The following is a 22335-nucleotide window of genomic DNA, read 5'->3' on the forward strand; positions in this document are numbered from 1 at the left end:
GTCATCGTCATGGCCCCCCAGGCCACACGGCAGGACGTCGACTCCATCGTCGACCTCGTCGCCACGGCGGGCGGTGACGCGTTCGTCAGCCGTGGCGTAAATCGGACGATCATCGGCCTCGTCGGCGACATCGCCCAGTTCGGCAGCCTGAACCTGGGCGGCATGCGAGGTGTGGCCGAGGTCATGCGCGTCTCCACGCCCTACAAGCTCGTGAGCCGGGAGAACCATCCCGACAGGTCGACGGTGCGCGTGGGGGGCGTGCCGATCGGCCCGGACACCGTCACGCTGATAGCCGGGCCGTGCGCGGTCGAGACGGCCGACCAGACGCTCGCGGCCGCCCGGATGGCCCAGGCCGCCGGCGCGACCCTGCTGCGCGGCGGCGCGTACAAGCCCCGCACCTCCCCCTACGCCTTCCAGGGGCTGGGCGAGGCGGGCCTGCGCATCCTCGCCGACGTACGGGACGAGACCGGGCTGCCGATCGTGACCGAGGTGGTCGACGCCCACGACGTGGAACTGGTCGCCTCCTACGCCGACATGCTGCAGGTCGGCACCCGCAACGCGCAGAACTTCGCGCTGCTGCAGGCCGTGGGGTCGATCGGCCGGCCGGTCATGCTGAAGCGCGGCATGAACGCCACGATCGAGGAATGGCTGATGGCCGCCGAGTACATCGCGCAGCGCGGCAACCTCGACATCGTGCTGTGCGAGCGCGGCATCCGCACCTTCGAGACCGCCACCCGCAACACCCTGGACGTCTCCGCCGTGCCGGTGGCGCAGCGGCTCTCGCACCTGCCGGTCATCATCGACCCCTCGCACTCGGGCGGCCGCCGTGACCTGGTGCTGCCGCTCACGCGCTCGGCGATCGCCGTGGGAGCCGACGGAGTGATCATCGACGTCCACCCCAGCCCCGACCACGCGCTCTGCGACGGCCCCCAGGCCCTCGTCGACGGCGACCTCGACGAGCTGGCCCGCATCATGCGCGACTTCCCGCCCCTGATGAACCGCACCGCCGCCACGGCGTTCGCCCCGGTGGCATAACCCCCCGGCCGGCGGAGGGCGTCCCCCGAAGGCCCGGCGGGTCCGGCCGCGGACCCGGACGGCCGGGCGGCCCCCACGGCGGGGGCCGCTCTCCCGCCGGCGCGCTCAGACGCCGGAGGGCTGGGCGCTGAGCTTGTCCTCCTGGACGGCGTCGTCGAACTTGTACTCCTGGACGGAGTCGGCGAGCTGGACGGCGAGCTCCTCGGCGTCCAGGCGCTTCTCGATCTGCCGCAGGTCGGCGATCTTGGCGCGCGTCTCGGCCCGGCGCGGGGTGAGCAGGGTGCAGCAGTCCTCGTCGGGCAGCTCGGAGATCTCCAGCGTGCCGATGCGCCGCGCCTCCGCCATGATCTCGGTCTTGTCCATGCCGATGAGCGGCCGCAGGATGGGCAGGCTGACCGCGTCGTCGAGCGCGGTGATGTTCTGCAGGGTCTGCGAGGAGACCTGGCCGAGCGAGTCTCCGGTGATCAGCACGCCGCGCCGCAGCCGGTGGGCGACCTCCTCGGCGGTCTTGAGCATGAGACGGCGCTGGGCGACGACCTGCAGGCGGTCGGCGCCGGACGCCTTGAGCGACTGCTGCGCCTTGCCGAACGGCACCACGAACAGCCGCGCCCTGCCCTGGAACTTGCTCAGGGCCCGGACCAGCGCGTAGGCCTTGTAGATGGACTCCGACGTCGTGAAGGGGATGCCGGAGAAGTGCAGGAAGTCGACCTGCAGGCCGCGCCGGAGCATGCGGTAGGCGGCGACCGGCGAGTCGATGCCGCCGGACATCAGCACCAGGCCGCGCCCGCTGGTGCCCACCGGCAGCCCGCCCTGGCCGGGCAGGCCGTCGGTGAAGACGAACACCTCGTCCCTGTCGACCTCGATGTGCACGGTCAGCTCGGGGTTCTTCAGGCGCACCGGCAGGCCGTACTTGTCGTTGATCTCGCCGCCGACCATGCGGTCGAGCTCGTTGGAACGCAGCGGGAACCGCTTGTCGCGGCGGCGGGAGCGCACCGCGAAGGTCGCCCGGCGCTCGACCTCGGGACGTCCGGCGACCAGCTCGAGCGCCGCCGCGGTGACGGCGTCGGGGTCCTTCGCGACCCGCCAGGCGCGGTGGATCCACACCAGGCCGATCACGTCGGTGAGGCGGCGCGCGATGGCGTCGGCCGTCTCCACGGTGGTGCCCTCGGGCAGCAGGATCGCGATGACGCCGTGGCGCTGCCGGAGGTCGATCTTGACGCCGAAGCCCTTCAGCGCCGCCTTGATGTTGGCCTGCAGCCGCCGCTCGAACAGCTCGCGATTCTTCCCCTTGAGGACGACCTCGCCCAGTTTGAGCAGCACGCACGGCTCACCCAGAGCTGACGGGGGCACGACGGACATGGAACGCCTCCGGGCGGTACTGGGAGATCAGGGACGGACATGCCGGTACAAAGCGGTACCAGCGTGGGGCCTCTTCAATTTATCCCGGATGAGGGCCTGCCGGATCCCTCTGACAGGACCCTCTAACCGCCGCGCGTCTCGTGGAGGTTGGCACGCGCCCCGGCCGCGGGGGCCGGGGCGTCGCCACGACGCGGGGCCGATCAGCCGAAGAAGACCTCGGCCTCCTCGTAGCGGGACGGCGGCACGGTCTTGAGCTCGGAGGTCGCCTCGTCCAGGCCGACCCGGACGATGTCGGTGCCGCGCAGCGCGACCATCTTGCCGAAGTCGCCCTCGTGGGCGGCGTCGATCGCCTGCAGGCCGAAGCGGGTCGCGAGCACCCGGTCGTACGCGCTGGGCGTGCCACCGCGCTGCACGTGGCCGAGCACGGTGGTGCGGGCCTCCTTGCCGGTGCGCTTCTCGATCTCGTGGGCGAGCTGCTCGCCGATGCCGCCGAGGCGGACGTGGCCGAAGGCGTCCAGCTCGCCTGCCTGCAGCGCCATCTGGCCCTCGAGCGGGTGGGCGCCCTCGGCGACCACGATGATGGGCGAGTAGCGGGTCTTGAAGCGGCTCTCGACGTACTCGCAGACCTTGTCGATGTCGAAGGGCTTCTCGGGGATCAGGATGACGTTGGCCCCGCCCGCCATGCCGGCGTGCAACGCGATCCAGCCGGCGTGACGGCCCATGACCTCGCAGATCAGCGCGCGGTGGTGGGACTCGGCCGTGGTGTGCAGGCGGTCGATCGCCTCGGTGGCGATGTTGACGGCCGTGTCGAAGCCGAAGGTGTAGTCGGTGGCGTTCAGGTCGTTGTCGATCGTCTTGGGCACGCCGACGACGTTGACCCCGAGGTCGAACAGCTGCTTGGCGACGCCCAAGGTGTCCTCGCCGCCGATCGCGATGAGGGCGTCGACGCCGCCCTCGGCGAGGTTCCTCTTGATGCGGTCGACGCCGCCCTCGATCTTGATGGGGTTGGTCCGCGAGGAGCCGAGGATCGTGCCGCCGCGCGGGAGGATGCCGCGCACGGTCTGGATCTCCAGCGGCATCGTCTCGCCCTCGAGCGGGCCGCGCCAGCCGTCGCGGAAACCCACGAACTCGTGGCCGTAGATGCCGACGCCCTTGCGGACGACGGCACGGATGACCGCGTTGAGGCCGGGGCAGTCGCCGCCCCCAGTGAGCACTCCGATACGCATGGCGGGTTCCTCCCGATGGGGTACACAGTCAGACTACGGTGAGAGACGCGGCGGCCAGGACGCCCAGGGGCATCGCTGTGGCCGCCGACGCAAGGCATTGTGCCCCAGCCGGTAACAATGGTCTAGACCAAGACGTGAGAGGGGTCGCTCACCCTTCCCGGCCCGCTCGCGCCGGCGGGACGAGCACGCAGGAGGGACTGCCCACCTCGAAGCCTTCCCCGGTGGGCACGGGGACCCCGTCGCGCAGGGCGAACGCCGTGACCGCGTCGGAGCGCTGGTTGGCGACGTACATGCGGTCGCCCGCCAGCGCGAAGTGACGGGGCCACAGCCCGCCCGACCCGACCTCGGCCACCCGGGCGAGCCCGGTCCCCTCGCCGCCGGTCTCCGTGACCGCGAAGACCGAGAGGGTGTCGGGGCCCCGGTTGGCGACGTAGAGGTGGCGGCCGTCGCCGGAGATCGCGATGTGCGAGACGAGGTTCGCCCCCGTGGTGTCGCTGGCCCGGGTGCGGCCGAGCTCGCGCCAGGAGGCGTCGTAGACGGCGATCGTGCCGTCCAGCTCCCCGGCGACGTACCAGCGGTCGGCGTGGAAGACCATGTGGCGCGGGCCGCTGCCCGGCGCCAGCCGTACCGGGCCATCGGGGTGCGGGGCCGGCTCGGCGCCGACGCGGTAGCGGCGGACCTCGTCGGTGCCGAGGTCGGTGACGTGCAGCACGTCGCCGGGGCCGAACACCGCCTGGTGCGCGTGCGGCTCGGCCTGCCTGGCTGGGTCGGGGCCGTGGCCGCGGTTCGGGAAGAGCTTCGGCCGGCCCTGGAACAGCCCGGAGCTGCCCAGCCGGAAGATCGCGACCGTGCCGTCGCCGTAGTTGGCGACCGCGAGCCAGGTGCCGGTCGGGTCCACGGCCAGATGGCAGGGGTAGGAGCCGCCGCTGGCCCCGTCGGCGAGCAGGGCCGGGCCCTCCGGATCGGCGGAGTAGGCGGCCACGCCGCCCTCCTCGCACTCCAGCGCGGCGTAGAGCACGGGCAGCCGGGGGTGCGAAGCGAGGAAGGAGGGACCGGGCGCGGCGGTCTCGGCGAGCGCCTTGAGCGCTCCGTCCGCCTCTACGCGGACCGCGGTCAGCCCGGCGCCAGTCCCCCCGGTGTCAGGTGTGTATCCGCCGATGTAGAGCACGTCGCACCCGGAAGTCATGTGATCGACGATACCGCCACAGGCCCGCTCCGATCTTGATGGGAGCACCGCCGTCTTCCGCGCGTCACCGCCGCGGTCTGGAGCTCCCGTCGCGAACATGCTTGACTTGGTCAACGGATTACTTGATTGGAGCAACGATGGACGAGCTCGTCGCCGGGGTCCGCGCGTTCAACCGCTTCTACACGCGCGTCATCGGCGTGCTCGGGGCCGGGATGCACGACACGCCGTACTCCCTCACCGAGGCGAGGGTGCTGTTCGAGCTGGACCGGAAAGAGGCGATGGAGACCGGAGAGCTGCGGCGGCTGCTCGGCCTGGACGCGGGGTACCTCAGCCGGATGCTTGCCCGGTTCGAGGGCGACGACCTCCTCACCAGGGAACGCTCCCCCGACGACGCGCGCCGCCAGGTCGTCCGCCTCAGCGAGCGCGGCCAGGCCGTCTACCGGACGCTCGACCAGGCCTCCGCCTCCGGGGTGCGCGCCATGCTCGCCCCCGTGAGCGAGGAGGACCGGCGGCGCCTCATCTCGGCCATGACCACCATCCAGGGCATCCTGGACGGCGGTCCCGCGCCCGGCGGGTACGTCATCCGCCCGCCCCGCCCCGGCGACCTCGGATGGGTGGTCCACCGCCACGGCGTGCTGTACGCCCAGGAGTACGGCTGGGACGAGACCTTCGAGGCGCTGACCGGCCGCATCGTCGCCGACTACGTGCGGGACCACGACCCCAAGCGCGAGGCGGCCTGGATCGCCGAGGTCGGCGGGTCGCCCGCCGGCTCGATCTTCTGCGTCAGGAAGGACGACCGCACGGCCCAGCTCCGGCTGCTCCTCGTCGAGCCGTCCGCGCGCGGCATGGGCATCGGCCGCCGCCTCGTCGAGGAGTGCCTGGTGTTCGCCGCGCGGGCCGGCTACGAGCGCATCGTGCTCATGACCGTCGACGTGCTCGCCGCCGCCCGGCACCTGTACCAGCGGGCCGGGTTCGAGCTCGACGAGCAGCACGCCGAACGGGCCTACGGCGCCGAGGTCACCGTCCAGTACTGGTCGCGCGACCTGTGACCGCGCGGAGCCGGGACGCCCGTCGAAGGAGGGCAAACTTGCGGCAAAGGGCCGGTCGCGGGCGCTCGCCCCCGGCCTAGGGTCGGCCGGGCCTCTGGGACCATCGCTGGTGCGCCACGTCGCGCGGCCCGGCGGTCCAGGGGCGTCGAGCCCGCCGCCCGGCCATGGGGAGCCCGCCGATGACCTCGATGATCGTTTCAGCGCCGCCCGCTCCGACGATCAGAACCCGCAGGGCCCTGGTCTTCCTCGACCGCGAGAGCGTGACCAGGGCGGGGGGCGGAGCCGATCGCAGGCTCGTCCACGCCCTGACCAGCGAGGGGTACGCGGTCGAGACGGCCGAGTGCGACGCGGGCGACCACCGGCGGGTGGGCGCGTTCCTCGACACCGTCGAGCCGGGCGACCTGCTCCTGGTCCGCTGGTCCACCGAGTCGGGCTGGGGCCCGGGCCAGTTCAGGGCGCTCATGGGCGAGTTCGCCCGCCGCGTCGAACGCTCCGACGGGGCCGCGCTGCTCCTGGTCGTCGACTTCGGGTGGCTCGTGACGGCCAACCCCGGCGGGCCGCACGAGACGCTGAGCCGCCTCGACGTCAAAGGCGAACCGGTCGCCGCCGCCGCCGCGCTCACCACCAGCGCCACCATGCCCGGAGCGCGCCCCGGCCGCGCCGTCTCGCTCACGGCGATCCTCGCCGACGGCATCCTGTCCGGCGAGGCGGACCTCGACCGGGACGGCACCATCTCCGTCGGTGACCTGTACCGGTACGCCGAGGAGCGCTTCGCCGGCCTCGGGGCCGACCGGCGGCCCTATCTGCTCACCTACGGAGAGGGCGAGCTGATCGGCGTCGCCTCGGCGCGGGAGTCGGTACGCGATCTCGGCTCGGCCTTCGCGGCCGCCCTCGCCCGTCTGGCGGCGGTGGGCGACACGGTTCCCGCGAGCTCGGCGGCCGAGCTGGTCGGCCGGATCTACGACGTCCACCTGGGCGAGGACGCCAGAGAGCTGCTGCGCCGCGCGAGCCTGCTCGCCGAGGACGAGCCGCTCACCCCGGAGACGGCCGAGCTGCTCACGGAGGGCACCCCGCCGGGCGAGGCGCTCCGGGAGCTCGCGGCCTGGGGGCTGCTCGGGCAGGACACGCCGTTCGCCGATCCCGCCGTGCGCCCGGCCCTCGCCGGGCGGCTGGACCCGGCCGAGCTGGCCCAGGTCTCCGCCGTCCTGCGCCGGTGGCGGGCCGCGCGCCGCACCGTCCAGCCCCGCGCCCGGCTGACCGGCGACCGGTGGACCATCCAGGACCGGCTCGGGCACCGGGTCCACGCCGAGGCCGTCGCGGCGTTCATCCGCCACCCCGAGACCCGGCCGCCCTTGACCATCGGGATCAAGGGGCCGTGGGGCGCCGGCAAGACGTCGCTGATGCGCATGGTCCAGGACCTGCTCGACCCCGGTGCCGCCGAGGACCGCCCCGCAGAGATCCACCTCAATCCCGCGCACGAGGCCGGGCGGGCGCGCGGGAGGCGGATGCGACCGGGCCGGAGGAAGACGCGCGGGGTCCGAACGGGCGCGCGCAAGGCACCCGGTCCCCGAGCGGACGGGACGGAGGCGGGGCGGGTGACCAACGCCGAGGTGCTCGCGCGGGTCAAGGTCCCGGAGAGCGCGGGCGCGGAGCACGCCGTCCCGGGCGAGCTGCCGCTACGGCACGCCGACTGGCGCCCGACCGTCTGGTTCAACCCGTGGATGTACCAGAGCGGCGAGCAGGTTTGGGCCGGGCTCGCCCACGAGATCATCAGCCAGGTCACCGGCCGGCTCCCCCGCGGCGAGCGGGAACGGTTCTGGCTCGCGCTCAACCTCGCCCGCATCGACCGGGAGGCGGTGCGCCGGCGGGCCTACCGGATGGCCGCGACGCGCCTGCTGCCGGTCGCGCTGGGGTTCTGCGCCACCCTGCTGGTCACCGCCGCCGCGCTCGCCGCCGCGGCCCTGGTGCCGGTCGCCGGATCACTCCTGCGCGGCGCGGCCGCGGCCATCGGGTCGGGCGGTTCCCTGATCGTGCTGGCCGCCGGGGCCGTACGGCTCGCGCGGTTCTTCGGCGAGTCGGCGGACACCGCGTTCACCCGGCTCGTCCGCCAGCCGGATCTGCTCGGCGGGGCGCCGGAGGTCGCGCGAGAGCTGGCCCCCGACCCCGGCTACCGGTCCAGGACGGGCTTCCTGCACCTGGTGCAGACCGACATGCGCCGGGTGCTCGGCATGGTGGCCACCGAGGAGCGTCCGCTGGTCGTGTTCGTGGACGACCTCGACCGGTGTTCGCCCGGCACGGTGGCGCAGGTCATCGAGGCCGTGAACCTCTTCCTCGCCGGGGAGTTCCCCAACTGCGTGTTCGTGCTGGCGATGGAGCCCGAGGTCGTCGCGGCGCACGTGGAGGTCGCCTACCGCGACCTCGCCCGCACCCTTCCGGCGCCGGCCGAGGAGCGCTCGGGGCTCGGGTGGCGGTTCCTGGAGAAGATCGTGCAGCTCCCGCTGAGCGTCCCCCTGCTGGACGACGGCGACCGGCTTCCCGCCTACCTGCGTACCCTCCTGGACGTGCCCGCCGCGCGGTACGAGCCCGGCGACCGGACGGACGGAGACCGCACCCGGGCCGACACCCGCGGCCGGACGGACGGTGACGCCGCACGGCATGGCACCCGCCCCTGGACGGACGGGGACCCCGCAGCCCACGACGCCCGCCCCCGGACCGACGGGGACGCCGAGGGGCGAATGGACCGCCGGCGGCTCGGCGGCGGCGCGGCGCAGGGGATCGGCCGGGACCGGACGGGCGCCGCGCCCCGGCCCGACCCTGAGCTGGTCGACCGCATCGAGGCGGCGATCAGGGCCATGGGGCCGACGGCCGGCGACCTGGACGCCGTCGCCCGCAGGGCGCAGGAGACGCTGGGGCTCGGGCCGCCCCACGGGCCGGCGGCGGGGATCCCCCGTCCGGGCCGCCCCGGGCCCGGTTCCCCCCTCGCGCCGCCTCGCAGGCGGGTGCCGGTGATCCGCGCGAACGCCCATGACGGGGATCCGGCGGCGGGCGGGACTCCGGGGGCGCCCGCCGACGACATGATCGGAGGGCTGTCGGCGGCGGCGCGGCTGGCGGCCGACCGGGTCTATGACGACCTCTACAGCGACGAGAGCGCCTTCACCGCCATCGCGCGCGTGTTGCCCGCGCTCACGCTGAGCAATCCGCGCGAGCTGAAGCGGTACGTGAACGTGTTCCGGTTCTACTCCTTCGTGACCTACCGCCACGCCCTGGCCGGGGCGCCGAAGGCGACGGACGAGGAGGTGGCCAAGCTCGCGGTGCTGACCATCCGCTGGCCGCACCTGCTGTCCCTGCTGGCCAGGGAGTGGGACGGCCCGTCGTGCACGTCATCGGACTCCGCCAGACCGGCTTCATGCTCACTGTCGGGCATTTCGGAAATGTCGCCCTCGCCCACCGATGGGGAACCCGGCGGCGGGCGGCCAGGCGACGGGAGGGCGGGCCGGACGGTCCTCGAACTGCTGGAACGGGCGGCCACCCGTCCAGGCCAGGACGAATGGGCTCGGGCTCTGGCCGACGCCGGCCTGCTCAGGAACGCGAGGACCGGGACGGCACGCTGGGACGCGCTCCGCGCCCTGCTGTCCGCCCGGCCCCCGATCGCCCATCTGGCCCGCGATCTGCTCTGACAGTGAGGATGCAGGTGAACCCCTCCCGGCCCGCCGCCTCGCACGGAACGCCCGCGAGCACCCGTACGAACGCGACGCCGCGCGGGCCCCGTACACCGTCAGCGCCGCGCGGGCCCTCGTACACCCTCAGCGCCGCGCGGGCCCTCGTACACCCTCAGGGCCGCGGGCGCCCGCAGGAGGTCAGCGCTGGGCCTGGACCATCCAGTGCTGCTTCTCCAGGTCCTCCGTGACCTCTATGAGGAGATCCTGGGTGACCGGGTCGGGCTCCTCCGTCGCGGTGATCCGCTCGCGCATGCGCGAGATCATCGCGCCGAGGATGTCGGTGAAGGTGGCGACGACCTTGCCGTCCTCGATGTATCCGGCCTCCAGCGCCCCTACCTGGCTGTCGCGGGCTACGGTGCTCGCGCGCCCGTCGGGGTTGACGCCGAGGGCGACCGCGCGCTCGGCCACGCTGTCGGCGCCGGCCCGTGCGATGGCCACGATCTCGTCCAGCTGCAGGTGCAGCGAGCGGAAGTTGCGGCCGATCAGGTTCCAGTGGGCCTGCTTGCCCACGAGTGAGAGGTCGAGCAGGTCTATCAGTGTGCCCTGGAGCGCCTCACCGACGATCTTCTGCTTGTCGCTCGACAGCGGGCTGGTGATCTGGGCCATGAAGTTCTCCCCCTCAAGAGTGGTTTATGGCCTCTTACATAGAACGCCCTAACCGGTCTGCCATCTCCTAAACATTGACAGTGTAATGATTGCAGTGTCAGTATGGAACCATGAGTGACACCTGGACCATCGGCGAGCTGGTGGAGCACGCGGCGCACCTGCTGCCGCGCACGCCGCCGCGGCCCAACGGCCGGGTTCGAGACGTGCCCAACGAGCGGCTCATCCGCTGGTACACGACGATCGGCCTGCTCGATCCCCCGCTGACCCGCCGGGGCAGGGTCGCGCTGTACGGCAGGCGCCACCTCCTCCAGCTCGTCGCGATCAAGCGCCGCCAGGCGGACGGCCGTTCCATCGCCGACATCCAGGCCGAGCTGGCCGGCGCGACCGACACCACGCTGGAGCAGATCGCCGGGCTCTCCGTGACGGCCGGGCTCACCCAGGGCGACCATCACGGCGACGGCGTGGCCGGATCCCCCGCCGCCAGACCGGCGGCCGCCGCACCGCCGGCCCATCCCGGTGACGGGCCGGCGGACCCCACGCCGCCCGCCCACCCCGGTGACACGCCGCCCGCCCACTCCGGTGACACGCCGGCGCCCGCCGCCCGCCCGCGCTTCTGGACGGCACGCCCCGCCGCCGTCGCGCCGTCCCCCGTCACGACCCCCGCGAGCCCCGCCTCCGCGGAGACCGTCACGCCCGCCCCCACGATCCCTGTGCCGGCCGATTCCAGAGCCCCGGCCGGAGCGCACCTCCCGGCGACCGGCACCCGGACCTCGCAGGTGTCGCCGCCCCCTGAGATCCCCGCCCCGGCCCCGGTCGTCCCCGTCCCGGCCGTCCCCGGGGTGGAGGGCGCGCCGGCGGGGTTCCTCGCGGCGCCCTTCGGCCCGGAACAGGCACTCCCCGCTCCCCCGAGCCGGCGGGCCGGCGGCCTCCCGGTCCTTCCGGTCCTCCCGCCCGCGGACGACCTGGTCCACGGCGTGCGGCTGGCGGCGGGGGTCACGCTGCTGCTCGAAGGGCGGCCGCCGGCGCCCGGCGACATCGCCGCGCTGCGGGAGGCCGCCGCTCCGCTGCTCGCCTCGCTGCGCGAGCGGGACCTCGCCGGTCCCGCCGGCGCCGCTCCCCTCCGTTCCGACTCCGACCCGTCCTCGCCCGAAAGCCCGTCCTCGCCCGAAAGGTCGCAATCATGACCGTCCAGATCAGCTCATTGAAGCCCGGCGAGTGCACCCCGATGCCCGACGCGGGCCTCGGCGCGCTGCGGACCGGCAAGGGCAACCTCCCGCTGGAGAGCGTCGAGGTCGACGCGCGGATCACCGCGCTCACCTGCGGCGTGGAGGTCGCGCAGGGGTTCCGCAATCCCTACGACGTCCCGCTGGAGGCGACGTACATCTTCCCGCTGCCCGACCGCGCGGCGGTGACCGCCTTCCGCATGGAGGCGGACGACCGGGTGGTCGAGGGCGTGCTCAAGGAGCGCGGCCAGGCCCGCCACGACTACGACCGGGCCATCGCGGAGGGACGCCGGGCCGCCATCGCCGAGGAGGAACGGCCGGACGTCTTCACCATGCGGGTCGGCAACATCGTCCCCGGCGAGCGGGTCACGGTGCGGCTGACGCTCAGCCAGCCCCTCCCGTACGAGGACGGCGCGGCGACGTTCCGCTTCCCGCTCGTCGTCGCCCCCCGCTACATCCCGGGCGCGCCGCTGGACGATCTCGCGGCCGGGGACGGCGTGGCCCCCGACACCGACGCCGTGCCGGACGCCTCGCGGATCACCCCGCCGGTCCTGCTGCCCGGCTTCCCCAATCCCGTGCGGCTGGCGCTCACCGCCCACGTCGACCCCGCGGGGCTCGACCTGACGGAGATGCGGTCCAGCCTGCACGTCGTCACCCAGGAGGAGGGCGTCGTCCGGCTCCAGCCCGGCGAGCGCCTCGACCGTGACTTCATCCTGCGCCTGTCGTTCGGCGCCTCCAGCTCGCTGACCCTCGTAGCGGACCGCGCCGCCACCGACGCCACCGAGGGTGACACCGGCACGCCGACCGGCACGGACACCGCCGGCCTTGGCGCCGACGGTGACGGCACCTTCGTCCTCACCGTGCTGCCTCCGGCGGACGGCGACGTCCAGCGGCGGCCGAGGGACGTCGCCCTGCTGCTCGACCGCTCCGGCAGCATGACGGGCTGGAAGATGGTCGCCGCCCGCCGCGCGGCGGCGCGCATCGTCGACACGCTCACCTCCGCCGACCGGTTCGCCGTGCTCTCGTTCGACAGCGTCGTGGAGCGCCCGGAAAGCCTCGGCGCGGGCCTGGTCCCGGCGACCGACCGCAACCGCTACCGCGCCATCGAGCATCTCGCCCGCCTGGAGGCGCGGGGCGGCACCGAGATGCTCCAGCCCATGGAGCAGGCGCTCGGCCTGCTGGACGACCCCGCCAGGGAGCGGGTGCTCGTCCTGGTCACCGACGGGCAGGTCGGCAACGAGGACCAGATCCTCGAACGCCTCGGCTCGCGGCTCGCGGCCGTGCGCGTGCACACCGTCGGCGTCGACCGGGCCGTGAACGCCGGCTTCCTCGGCCGGCTGGCCGGTCTCGGCGCCGGCCGCTGCGAGCTGGTCGAGTCCGAGGACCGCCTGGACGAGGCGATGGAGCACATCCACCGCCGGATCGGCTCGCCGCTGGTCACCGGCCTGACGCTCAAGGCCGACGCGCTGGACGTCCTGCCCGGCACCGTGACGCACCTCGGCTCGCTCTACTCCGGTGTGCCGCTGACCGTCTACGGCCGGTTCCGCGGCGCGGCCCACGGGACGGTCACCGTTCACGGGCTGCGAGCCGACGGTGGACCGTGGGAGCGCCGGCTGGACGGCAGGCCCGCCGAGGGCGAGGCGCCGAGGGCCATCTGGGCCCGGGCCCACCTGCGCCGCCTGGAGGACCGCTACGCGATCGGCGATCACGGCCTCGAGCAGGACATCGTCGCCGCCTCCCTCCGGCACGGGGTGCTGTGCCGGTTCACCGCCTTCGTGGCCGTGGACACGCGCGTCGTCGCCGAGGGCGGGCCGGGGCACCGGGTCGTCCAGCCGGTCGAGATGCCGAGCGGCTGGGAGATGCCCGCCTACCCGGCTCCGATGGCCGCGGCCGCCCCGATGGCCTACACCACCGCCGCCGCACCCGCGATCTTCACTGCCACCGGGCAGGACGACCGCCTCATGGCCGGCGGAGCCGCCGCCCCGGGTGGCCCTGGTGGTCCCGGCGACGCGGCTTTCGGCGGGCAGCCGGGACCGTTCGCCGCGCCCCAGGCGCCTCCCGCCGTGCCGGGCGCCCCGCGCGGCCGGATGTTCGCCCGCCCCTCGAGCCCCAAGATGGCGCCGCCCGCGCGGCCCGTCCCGCATTCGGTGGACATCGTACGGCCGCAGCTTGCCGAGGAGCTGGTCCGGCTGCGCGCCCAGGAGTCGCTGCCGGAGCCGGAGCGCCGCAGGTACCTGGCCGACCTCGGCAGCCGCCTGGCCGCCCTGGCCGCCTACCTCGGCGGCGACGACACGCTCTTGGCGCTGGCCCGCGAGCTGTCGGCCTGCGAGACGACCCCCGGCGCGGACATCCACGCCCTGTGGCTCCGCACCGTCAAGACCCTGACCGACCTGACCGGTCCGGGCCACGACGACCCCGCGGGCCCGGGTCCGCAGGCGGGCGCCGGTGGTCCCGGCGCTCAGGACCGCCCACGCGGCGGGCGCCCGTCATTCTGGAAGCGCCCCTGATCCGCCGGCTAGGTGTCCTCGGGGGAGCCGAGCCGGCGGTAGGTGGGGCGGAGGATGTCCAGCAGCGGGATGTGGCGGACCTTGACCGCAGGGGGTTCGAGGGCGCGCAGGAGGAGTTCCGGCGGCGCGGTCGAGCCGCCGGGGCGCGGACGCAGGCGGCCGAGCGGGACCGGGGACGCGTAGAAGTCGTCGACCCGCTCGGCGAACGGCACGTCGTCCACGTGGAACGGGTCAGGGGTCTCCTCCTCGCCGGGCATCCCGCGCAGGGCGTCGAGCAGGGGCTCCTTGGCGCGCCCGCGCCAGGCGAGCACCAGGAACGGGTCGTCGTCGAACGCCTCGGCCAGCAGGTAGAGCACGGCGGACAGGTGCTTGCAGGGAAAGCCCCAGTCGGGGCACGAGCACTCCATGTCCAGTTCCGCAGGGAAGAGGGGCAGGCCGAGCGCGTCGAAGACCTCCACTATCTCCGGCGGCATCTCGCCCGCGAGCAGCTTGGCGCGGTAGAGCGCCTGCCCGGCGAGCGCCTCCTGGACGGCGGCCCATTCGGCCTCGCCGTAGGCCGGGATGCGGACCGAGACGCGGTACGGTTCCGGCCGCGACCCCTGCACCCGGGCCTTCACCAGGCCGGGCGCGAGGTCGATCTCCAGCACCTGGCCCTTCCTGGCGTACGCGCGCCCGCGGCTGAGCCGGCCGGAGTCGCAGATGCGCTCGAGGATGTCGATGAACCGGCGCGACCACCACTGCTCGCCGATCGACCCTCGCTTGCTGCGCGCCTGGATGCCGCCCTCGACCCGGATGGGCCCGGAGGACTCGAACCAGCCGCCCTTTCCGACAGGCACGTCAGCTCACCGCCTCGAAGCCGCGCTTCCCGTACATCGTCAACATCGTCACGTCAGCTCACCGCCTGGGGGTCGAGGCGGAACAGGTCGCGGAGCTGTTCGGTGGACAGGCCGGTGATCCAGTCTTCGCCGGTGCCGACGACGCGCTCGGCCAGGGCCTTCTTCCGCTCGATCATCTCGTCGATGCGCTCCTCCAGGGTGCCCGCGCAGATGAACTTCCTGACCTGGACGTTCCTGGTCTGGCCGATGCGGAACGCCCGGTCGGTGGCCTGGTCCTCCACGGCGGGGTTCCACCAGCGGTCGACGTGGATCACGTGGTTGGCGGCGGTGAGGTTCAGGCCCGTGCCGGCCGCCTTGAGCGACAGCAGGAAGACCGTCGGCTCGTCGCCGTTCTGGAACCGTTCGACCAGCTCGTCGCGTTTCTTCTTGGCGAGCCCGCCGTGCAGCCACAGCACCGGCCGGTCCAGGTGGGCGGCGAGGTAGGGCTGGAGCAGGGACCCGAACTCGGCGTACTGGGTGAAGACCAGCGCCTTGTCCCCCTCTTCGAGGATCTCCTCGGCCAGCTCCTCCAGCCGGGCGAGCTTGCCGGAGCGGCCGGCGAGCCGGGAGCCGTCCTTGAGCAGGTGGGCGGGATGGTTGCACACCTGCTTGAGCCGGGTCATCGTCGCCAGGACGTTGCCGCGCCGCTCGATGCCCTCGGTGTCGGCGATCTTGTCCATCATGTCGTTGACGACGGCCTGGTAGAGGCTGGCCTGCTCGGGGGTGAGCGTGCACCAGACCTTCATCTCCAGCTTCTCGGGCAGGTCGGAGATGATCGTCTTGTCGGTCTTCAGGCGGCGCAGGACGAACGGCCCGGTGGCCCGTTTGAGCGCCCTGGCGGCGTCCTCGTCGCCGCGCGCCTCGATCGGCTCCTGGTAGCGCTCGCGGAACCGCTTGGCCGGGCCGAGCAGGCCGGGGTTGCAGAACTCCATGATCGACCAGAGTTCGGCGAGGTGGTTCTCCACCGGGGTGCCGGTCAGCGCGAGACGCGTGCGGGCCGGGATGGACCGCACGGCCTGGGCCTGGCGGGCGGAGCTGTTCTTGATCGCCTGTGCCTCGTCGCAGACCACCCTGCCCCAGGTGAACCCGGCGAGGACTCCGGCGTCGCGGAGCGCCGTCCCGTACGTCGTGATGACCAGGTCGGCGTCGCCAACGACCTGGGCGAGCTCGTCGTCGCGCTTGCGGGTGCCGCCGTGGTGGACGTAGACCCGCAGCGATGGCGCGAACCGCGCCGCCTCCTTCTGCCAGTTGCTGACCAGCGACATCGGGCACACCAGCAAGGTCGGCGCGGCCGGCCCGCCGGCCCGCTCCTCCAGCAGCAACGAGAGGGTTTGTGCGGTTTTCCCCAAACCCATGTCGTCCGCCAGGATGCCGCCGAGGCCGACGCCGGACAGGAAACTCAGCCACGACAGGCCGCGCTCCTGATAGGGGCGGAGGCTGCCGTTGAAGGTCTGCGGGGTGGTGACCGCCGCGAGCCGCCTCTCGGCCTCGCCGGACAGCAGGTCCCCGAGGAGGCCGTCGGCGTCCACGCCGACCAGCGGCAGTTCCTCGTCGCCGCCGCTCACGACCTCCTGGACCACCTCGGCGACCGTCATCTCGCCCGCCCGGCGCCGCTCCATCGCCGAGAGCGCCGCCTTGAGCTGCCGGTCGTCCAGCTCGACCCACTGGCCGCGCACCCGCACGAGGGGGACCTTGAGCCTCGCCAGCTCCTCCAGCTCCTCCTCGCTGATCGTGTGGTCGCCTACGGCCAGGTCGACCCTAAAGTCCACCAGCTCGCCCAGCCCGAACCCCTGACCCGCGGCGGCGCGCGCGGGGGTGGCCGTGCGGGTGCGCGTGGTGAGCTTCAGGCCGAGGCTCTTGCGTCCCGCCCACGCGGGCAGCCGGACGCCGTACCCCGCGGCCTGGAGCAGCGGGGCGGCCCGGCGCAGGAATCCGAACGCCCAGGCGGTGTCGACCACCATGCCGGACGGCTTCGGGTCGCGCAGTGCCGTGTGCAGTTCGGGGCAGAGCCGCACGGCGCGGCCGAGCCCGGCGAGCAGCGTCTCGTCCGGGCGCCTGGGCAGGCCGGGGACGCGCTCCCCTTCCCACAGCACGGCGGCGGGCACGTACAGGCTCGGGTCCTCGACCGACTGCAGGGCGAACTCCAGCCCCCAGGTGTCGGCGTCGCCTTCGGGCTCGCTCAGGCGGAAGCAGACCCGGATGGGCCCGTCCATCTGGTGCGCCGAGTGGAGCCAGTCGCCGAGCGCGCCGCCGAGGGCCTTGGCCTCGGGCCCGTCGGCGCCCGGGACGGCCGCGTCCTCGCCCGTGAGGGCTGCCAGCCAGCGCTCGGACAGGGTGCTGTTCGTGCCGGGACGGTTGCCGCGCAGCAGCCGGTCGGGCAGCGACAGGCGCGCCACGCCGTCGGCGAGCGCCGCGAGGGCCTCGCGCAGCACCCCCGCCGCCGGGCGTTCGCCTCCGGCGGCACGGCAGACGGGCGGCATCGCGGCGGCGAGTTCCCGGAAGGCGGTCGCGTCCGCGCCGGTCAGCACGGGCCGCCAGCGGGCGGCGTGCCCGCCGTCCTCGGCCACGAGCTGGGGCAGCACCCTGCCGCGCCTGACGAGCGTGCGGGCGTGCTCGGCCACCACGGCCAGATAGCGCAGCGAGGTGCCCGGCCCCCACTCGGGAGTGCCCGGTTCGCGTTCGGGGAGCTCGTGCGGGCCGGACAGCGTGCCCAGCAGGCGCAGGGCCTCGGTGGAGCGCAGGAACAGCGCGGGCACGCGCCATGCGGAGATCTTCGGGGCGCGGGCCGCGCTCTCCAGGCCCGACTCGGGCGAGGGCAGGGGGCCCCTCGCCGTGCCGGGGAGCCACAGCGTCAGCTCGCCGTCCTGGGCGGCCGCCCGTCCGGGGGCCGGGGCGATCCCCTGCCCGGGGGCCGGGGCGATCGCCATGCCGAGGGCGGCGGCGAGGGCGGACGGCGGCGCGGCGAACGGATGCGGGCGCCCCGCGCCCCGCCGGCCGGCCCTCGCACTGCCGTGCGGGCCCGGGGTCGACGGCGCCTGAGGAGACGGGGAGGTGTCCTCGGCCCACAGCGCCAGCCCGCCATCGCTCCAGGCACCGTGAACCACGAGCACATGACCACCCCCGCCTGTCGACCGCCGGCCGCCTGCCCATCGTCCGCCGCCGTGGCGCCGTTACACGGTGGCGGCTCGTTCTCCTCGCCCTGCACGGTACCGGCACAGGCGAGGGAAGGGATGAGCCGCGCCGCGCGCAGCGCCTGGTCTGCTGACACATAGGGTATATGGGTGAGTTTCCAGCCCAATGAGACCGATGTTGTGATCCTGGACGGCGGCCTCGCCACGCATCTGGAGGCGCTCGGCTGCGACCTGCGTGATGAGCTGTGGTCGGCCAAGCTGCTCTTCGAGAACCCCGCCGTCATCCGCCAGGCCCACCTCGACTACTTCGCCGCCGGCGCCGATGTGGCCACGACGGCGAGCTACCAGGCGAGCTTCCCCGCGTTCGTCCGGCGGGGCCGCGCGCGGGAGGAGGCCCGGGCGCTCATACAGCTGTCCGTGGAGCTCGCGACCGAGGCCAGGGACGAGGCGGGCGGGGGCGTGATCGCGGCCAGCGTCGGCCCGTACGGGGCCTACCTCGCCAACGGCGCCGAGTACACCGGGGACTACGACCTGGACGAGGACGGCCTGGTCGAGTGGCACCGTCCTCGCTGGGAGGTGCTCGCGGAGACCGAGGCCGACCTGCTGGCGTGCGAGACGATCCCCTCCTACGCCGAGGCCCGGGCGATCGCCCGGCTGCTGGAGGAGACCCCGAACGTGAACGCTTGGGTGAGCTTCTCCTGCCGGGACGGCGACCACATCGGCGACGGGACGAGGCTGGCCGACTGCGCCGCCCTGTTCGCCGGGAACCCCCAGGTGGTGGCCGTCGGGATCAACTGCACGGCCCCGAGCGACGTCAAGAGCCTGATCAGCCACATCAGCGGCTCGCCGATCGTGGTGTACCCGAACTCCGGCGAGAACTGGGACGCGGAGAACCACCGATGGACGGGCGTCGCGGACCCGGTGGAGTTCGGCGCCGCCGCGCGGGAGTGGCGGGACGCGGGCGCCTCCTTCATCGGCGGCTGCTGCCGTACGACCCCCGAGCACATCCGCCGAATCCGGGACGAACTGGCCTGATCGCCGCACCGCCGAGGGGAGAGCGGCCCCGGGATGAATAGTGGCCCGCCGGTAACACCGCGGTCATCCATGGGCATCACTGCGGCAACATTGTCACGGTTCACTCCTGACAGGCACCGACGCACGGCTGTCAACAGGAGGCGCGATGACGTCCCCGCCGCATCCGCCTGACCAGCGGGCCGGAAGGCAAGGGGCGCCGCCCGGCGCCGAGGTGACTCTGGACGCCTCCGCCATGACCACCCGGGAGATCAACCGGTCACTCCAGGCCCTGCCGTACGGCCGGGCCCTCGTGACCAACCCCGCCGGGAGGCACAACCTCGCGGTGGGCCTGGACGCGCCGGTCCAGGTGAGGATCGACGGACCGGCGGGCTGCTACGCCGGCGGGCTCGGCAAGCGGGCCCGCGTCACGGTGAACGGCTCCGCCGGCGTCGGCGTCGCCGAGAACCTGATGTCGGGCGACGTCCACGTGCGGGGCTCGGCGGGCCAGAGCGCCGCGGCCTCCGCGCGGGGCGGGGTCGTGGTGGTGGACGGGGGCTGCTCCTCGTACGCGGGCATCTCGCTCAAGGGCGCGACGCTGGCGATCGGCGGGAACGCGGGCGCCTACTGCGGGTACCTGGCGCAGTCCGGCGTCATCCTGATCGGGGGCGACGCCGGACCCCGCCTCGGGGACTCCCTGTACGAGGCGGTCGTCTACGTCGGAGGCAGGATCGCCGGCCTTGGTTCCGGCGCCGTCGTGGAGGAGATCGACGAGCACGACGTGACGTTCGTGAAGGTCCTCGCGGACGAATGCGGGTTCGACCACGTCTCCCCGGCGAGCGTCACCAAGGTCGTCTCCGCACGCCGGCTCTACCAGCTCCAGAGCCGCCACCACGACGATCCCGGAGGCTACTGAGTTGAGCCACACCTTCTCGCCGGACGTGATCGCGCAGATCCAGGAGCGGGCCAGGCTCGGCGGCTGCGAGGTGCGCGGCTGGGGGGCCAGGCGCGCCGTGCCGGGCTTCGACGACCTGCTCATCCTGTCGGCCGGGCTGTCCCCCGCGCCCCTCGACGGCTACCTGGAGCAGTGCGACACCCGTACGGTCCTCGGCACGCGCAACGCCGAGGAACCCGTCGTCCTGGACATCCCCGTCACGATCGCCGGGATGTCGTTCGGCGCGCTGTCGGCCGGCGCCAAGGAGGCGCTCGGCCGGGCGGCCACCATGACCGGCACCTCGACGACGACCGGAGACGGCGGCATGGGCCCGGTGGAGCGCGACGCCGCCAGGACGCTGGTCTACCAGTGCCTCCCCTCCCGGTACGGCTTCGACCCCGACCACCTGCGCTCGGCGGACGCGGTCGAGATCGTCCTCGGCCAGGGCGCCACGCCGGGAGGTGGCGGCGTGCTGCTCGGCCAGAAGGTCACGACCCCCGTGGCGTTCATGCGCGACCTGCCCGAGGGCCTGGACCAGCGCTCGGCGAGCCGCCATCCCGACTGGACCGGGCCCGACGGCCTGCGCGTCAAGATCGAGGAGCTGCGGGAGGTCACCTCCTGGCGCATCCCGGTGTACGTCAAGATCGGCGCGGCGCGGGTGGCCTCGGACGTCCGGCACGCGGTCGAGGCGGGCGCCGACGTGATCGTGGTGGACGGCATGCAGGGCGGAACCGGGGCGGCGCAGGACGTCTTCATCGAGCACACCGGCATCCCGACGCTCGCGGCGACCCGGCTGGCGGCCGACACGCTGCGCGGGCTGTCGGTCGAGAACGAGGTGCAGCTGGTGATCTCCGGAGGCGTCCGCAGCGGCGCCGACGTGGCCAAGGCGCTGGCCCTGGGCGCCGACGCGGTGTCGGTCGGGGTGGCCGCGCTCATAGCGCTCGGCTGCAACTCCCCCTCCGACGACACCGGGGCGGACGTCAGCCTCGGCTACCGGGCGCTCGGCACGGTCCCCGGCTCCTGCACCGCCTGCCACACCGGCGGCTGCCCGGTGGGCATCGCCACGCAGGACGACATGCTGGCCGACCGCCTCGACCCGGACTTCGGCGCCGAGCGGGTGGCCAACTACCTGCGGGCGCTGACCATGGAGGCGGCGATGCTCGCCCGGGCCTGCGGCAAGTCGTCGGTGCACCAGCTCGACGCCGGAGACCTCGTCGCACTGACCGTGGAGGCCGCCGCGATGGCGCGGGTGCCCCTCGCCGGCACCTCCTGGATCCCCGGCGTCACCGGCCCGCACGGCGCCTCCGGCTGAGGTCAGCCCGTGGAGCGGGCGAGGCCGCCGGTCACCGGCCCGCCCGTCCGCCTGTCCGGCCGCGACCGCCCGGGGATGAAGTACGTGATCAGCGCGCCGAGGACGGCCACCCCGCACGCGATCACGATGGCCACCTGCAGCCCGCGCAGCGACGGCAGCGTGAACGGCCCTGACGACAGCGTCATCTGGGCCAGCACGACGCTGATCACCGCGCTGGAGGCCGAGGTGCCGATCGAGCGCATGAGCGCGTTCAGCCCGTTGGCCGCCGCGGTCTCCGACAGCGGGACCGAGGTCATGATCAGCGCCGGCATCGCGGCGTACGCCAGGCCGATCCCGGCCGCGATCACCGAGGAGCCGAGGACCACCTGCCAGGCCGAGCGCATCAGGCCGAGCGTGGCGGCATAGCCGACGGCGATCACCAGCGTGCCGAGCATCAGCGCGACCTTCGGGCCCCACCGCCGGGTGATGCGGGCGGACAGCGGCGAGAGCAGCATCATGACCAGCCCGCCCGGCGCGAGGCACAGGCCCGCCTCGAACAGCGAGAGCCCGAGGCCGTATCCGGTGGACCGCGGGCTCTGCAGCAGGGTCGGCAGGACGAGGGACATCGCGAACATCGCGAAGCCGGCGACCACCGAGGCGAGGTTGGTCAGCAGGACCGGGCGGCGGGCCGTGGTGCGCAGGTCGACCAGGGGGTCGCGGATGCGCAGCTCCATGACCCCCCACAGCAGCAGGATCACCACCGCGGCGGCGAACAGGCCGAGGGTCAGGCCGCTCCCCCAGCCCCAGTCACCGCCCTTGGTGATCGCCAGGAGCAGGCAGACCAGGCCCGCCGTCAGCCCGGCGGCGCCGGGGAAGTCGAACCGCGCGACAGTGCGCAGCGGCGACTCGGGGACCACCGCGGCGACCAGCAGCAGGTCGAGGAGTCCGACCACGGCGGCCATCCAGAACAGCGCGTGCCAGTCGGCGTGCTGGGCGATGAACGCGGCGAGCGGCAGGCCGATGGCGCCGCCCACGCCGAGGGTGGCGCTCATCAGTGCCATGGCCGAGCCGAGCCTTTCGGGCGGCAGCTCATCCCGCATGATGCTGATCCCGAGCGGGATAACGCCGATCCCGCATCCCTGCAGAACCCGCCCGGCGACCACCGGGACCAGGCCGTCGGACA

General features: G+C 73.8%; 15 protein-coding genes. 8 read left to right on the forward strand and 7 right to left on the reverse strand.

Annotated elements, in window-relative coordinates:
- A partial coding sequence (gene aroF / locus MYF83_RS35935; protein ID WP_248965249.1) for a 3-deoxy-7-phosphoheptulonate synthase occupies positions 1-1035 on the forward strand: 1035 nt, incomplete at its 5' end.
- Between the two features lie 105 nt (positions 1036-1140).
- On the opposite strand, the gene thiI is transcribed toward aroF, so the two are convergent.
- The 3 genes from thiI to MYF83_RS35950 all read right to left on the reverse strand — a co-directional run bounded on the left by thiI (position 1141) and on the right by MYF83_RS35950 (position 4806).
- Positions 1141-2394: a tRNA uracil 4-sulfurtransferase ThiI gene (thiI, locus tag MYF83_RS35940; RefSeq protein ID WP_248965250.1), complete on the reverse strand. Its 1254-nt coding sequence runs from the start codon at positions 2392-2394 to the stop codon at positions 1141-1143.
- A gap of 200 nt (positions 2395-2594) precedes the next feature.
- Complete coding sequence (locus tag MYF83_RS35945) at positions 2595-3620, reverse strand: 6-phosphofructokinase (RefSeq protein WP_248965252.1); 1026 nt, start codon at positions 3618-3620, stop codon at positions 2595-2597.
- Positions 3621-3768: 148 nt separating this feature from the next.
- Positions 3769-4806 carry a lactonase family protein gene (locus MYF83_RS35950; protein WP_248965253.1) on the reverse strand — a complete coding sequence of 346 codons (1038 nt, stop codon included), beginning with the start codon at positions 4804-4806 and terminating at the stop codon, positions 3769-3771.
- A 137-nt stretch (positions 4807-4943) separates the two neighbouring features.
- Between MYF83_RS35950 and MYF83_RS35955 the strand changes: the two genes are divergently transcribed.
- The gene (locus MYF83_RS35955; protein ID WP_248965254.1) at positions 4944-5855 is read left to right on the forward strand and encodes a bifunctional helix-turn-helix transcriptional regulator/GNAT family N-acetyltransferase; all 912 of its coding nucleotides are present in this window, start codon (positions 4944-4946) and stop codon (positions 5853-5855) included.
- Between the two features lie 179 nt (positions 5856-6034).
- Positions 6035-9532, forward strand: coding sequence for a P-loop NTPase fold protein (locus tag MYF83_RS35960; protein ID WP_248965256.1), 3498 nt, complete (start codon positions 6035-6037; stop codon positions 9530-9532).
- Positions 9533-9712: 180 nt separating this feature from the next.
- Here the strand turns inward: MYF83_RS35960 and MYF83_RS35965 are convergent, their stop codons facing one another.
- Complete coding sequence (locus MYF83_RS35965) at positions 9713-10180, reverse strand: Dps family protein (protein ID WP_248965258.1); 468 nt, start codon at positions 10178-10180, stop codon at positions 9713-9715.
- Positions 10181-10290: 110 nt separating this feature from the next.
- On the opposite strand from MYF83_RS35965, the gene MYF83_RS43345 reads away from it, so the two are divergent.
- Positions 10291-11364, forward strand: a complete 1074-nt coding sequence (locus MYF83_RS43345) for a MerR family transcriptional regulator (protein WP_279340521.1) — start codon at positions 10291-10293, stop codon at positions 11362-11364.
- Complete coding sequence (locus MYF83_RS35975; protein WP_248965259.1) at positions 11361-13910, forward strand: VIT domain-containing protein; 2550 nt, start codon at positions 11361-11363, stop codon at positions 13908-13910. Before MYF83_RS43345 ends, MYF83_RS35975 begins: the two co-directional genes overlap by 4 nt.
- An 8-nt stretch (positions 13911-13918) precedes the next feature.
- Here MYF83_RS35975 and MYF83_RS44035 read toward each other — a convergent pair whose 3' ends face one another.
- Together MYF83_RS44035 and MYF83_RS35985 are read right to left on the reverse strand one after the other, a co-directional pair.
- Positions 13919-14746 (reverse strand): SWIM zinc finger family protein, encoded by an 828-nt coding sequence (locus MYF83_RS44035; RefSeq protein ID WP_248965260.1) that lies wholly within the window; start codon positions 14744-14746, stop codon positions 13919-13921.
- A gap of 53 nt (positions 14747-14799) precedes the next feature.
- On the reverse strand, positions 14800-17895 hold the full coding sequence (locus MYF83_RS35985) for a DEAD/DEAH box helicase (RefSeq protein ID WP_248965262.1): 3096 nt from the start codon (positions 17893-17895) through the stop codon (positions 14800-14802).
- Positions 17896-18066: 171 nt separating this feature from the next.
- On the opposite strand from MYF83_RS35985, the gene mmuM reads away from it, so the two are divergent.
- The 3 genes from mmuM to MYF83_RS36000 all read left to right on the forward strand — a co-directional run bounded on the left by mmuM (position 18067) and on the right by MYF83_RS36000 (position 21173).
- Positions 18067-18951, forward strand: a complete 885-nt coding sequence (mmuM, locus tag MYF83_RS35990) for a homocysteine S-methyltransferase (protein ID WP_248965264.1) — start codon at positions 18067-18069, stop codon at positions 18949-18951.
- Between the two features lie 145 nt (positions 18952-19096).
- Positions 19097-19843 carry a hypothetical protein gene (locus MYF83_RS35995; protein ID WP_248965266.1) on the forward strand — a complete coding sequence of 249 codons (747 nt, stop codon included), beginning with the start codon at positions 19097-19099 and terminating at the stop codon, positions 19841-19843.
- 1 nt (position 19844) lies between these two features.
- Complete coding sequence (locus MYF83_RS36000) at positions 19845-21173, forward strand: FMN-binding glutamate synthase family protein (RefSeq protein ID WP_248965268.1); 1329 nt, start codon at positions 19845-19847, stop codon at positions 21171-21173.
- Between the two features lie 2 nt (positions 21174-21175).
- On the opposite strand, the gene MYF83_RS36005 is transcribed toward MYF83_RS36000, so the two are convergent.
- Positions 21176-22335 (reverse strand): MFS transporter (locus tag MYF83_RS36005; protein ID WP_248965269.1); only part of this gene is annotated, 1160 nt, incomplete at its 5' end.

The organism is Sphaerisporangium perillae (assembly GCF_023276435.1).
Lineage (GTDB): Bacteria > Actinomycetota > Actinomycetes > Streptosporangiales > Streptosporangiaceae > Sphaerisporangium > Sphaerisporangium perillae.

Excerpts from the sequence above, each read along its gene's own strand:
- thiI (WP_248965250.1), bottom strand. The coding sequence starts at position 2,394 with ATGTCCGTCGTGCCCCCGTCAGCTCTGGGTGAGCCGTGCGTGCTGCTC.
- MYF83_RS35945 (WP_248965252.1), bottom strand. The coding sequence starts at position 3,620 with ATGCGTATCGGAGTGCTCACTGGGGGCGGCGACTGCCCCGGCCTCAAC.
- MYF83_RS35950 (WP_248965253.1), bottom strand. The coding sequence starts at position 4,806 with ATGACTTCCGGGTGCGACGTGCTCTACATCGGCGGATACACACCTGAC.
- MYF83_RS35955 (WP_248965254.1), top strand. The coding sequence starts at position 4,944 with ATGGACGAGCTCGTCGCCGGGGTCCGCGCGTTCAACCGCTTCTACACG.
- MYF83_RS35960 (WP_248965256.1), top strand. The coding sequence starts at position 6,035 with ATGACCTCGATGATCGTTTCAGCGCCGCCCGCTCCGACGATCAGAACC.
- MYF83_RS35965 (WP_248965258.1), bottom strand. The coding sequence starts at position 10,180 with ATGGCCCAGATCACCAGCCCGCTGTCGAGCGACAAGCAGAAGATCGTC.
- MYF83_RS43345 (WP_279340521.1), top strand. The coding sequence starts at position 10,291 with ATGAGTGACACCTGGACCATCGGCGAGCTGGTGGAGCACGCGGCGCAC.
- MYF83_RS35975 (WP_248965259.1), top strand. The coding sequence starts at position 11,361 with ATGACCGTCCAGATCAGCTCATTGAAGCCCGGCGAGTGCACCCCGATG.
- MYF83_RS35995 (WP_248965266.1), top strand. The coding sequence starts at position 19,097 with ATGACGTCCCCGCCGCATCCGCCTGACCAGCGGGCCGGAAGGCAAGGG.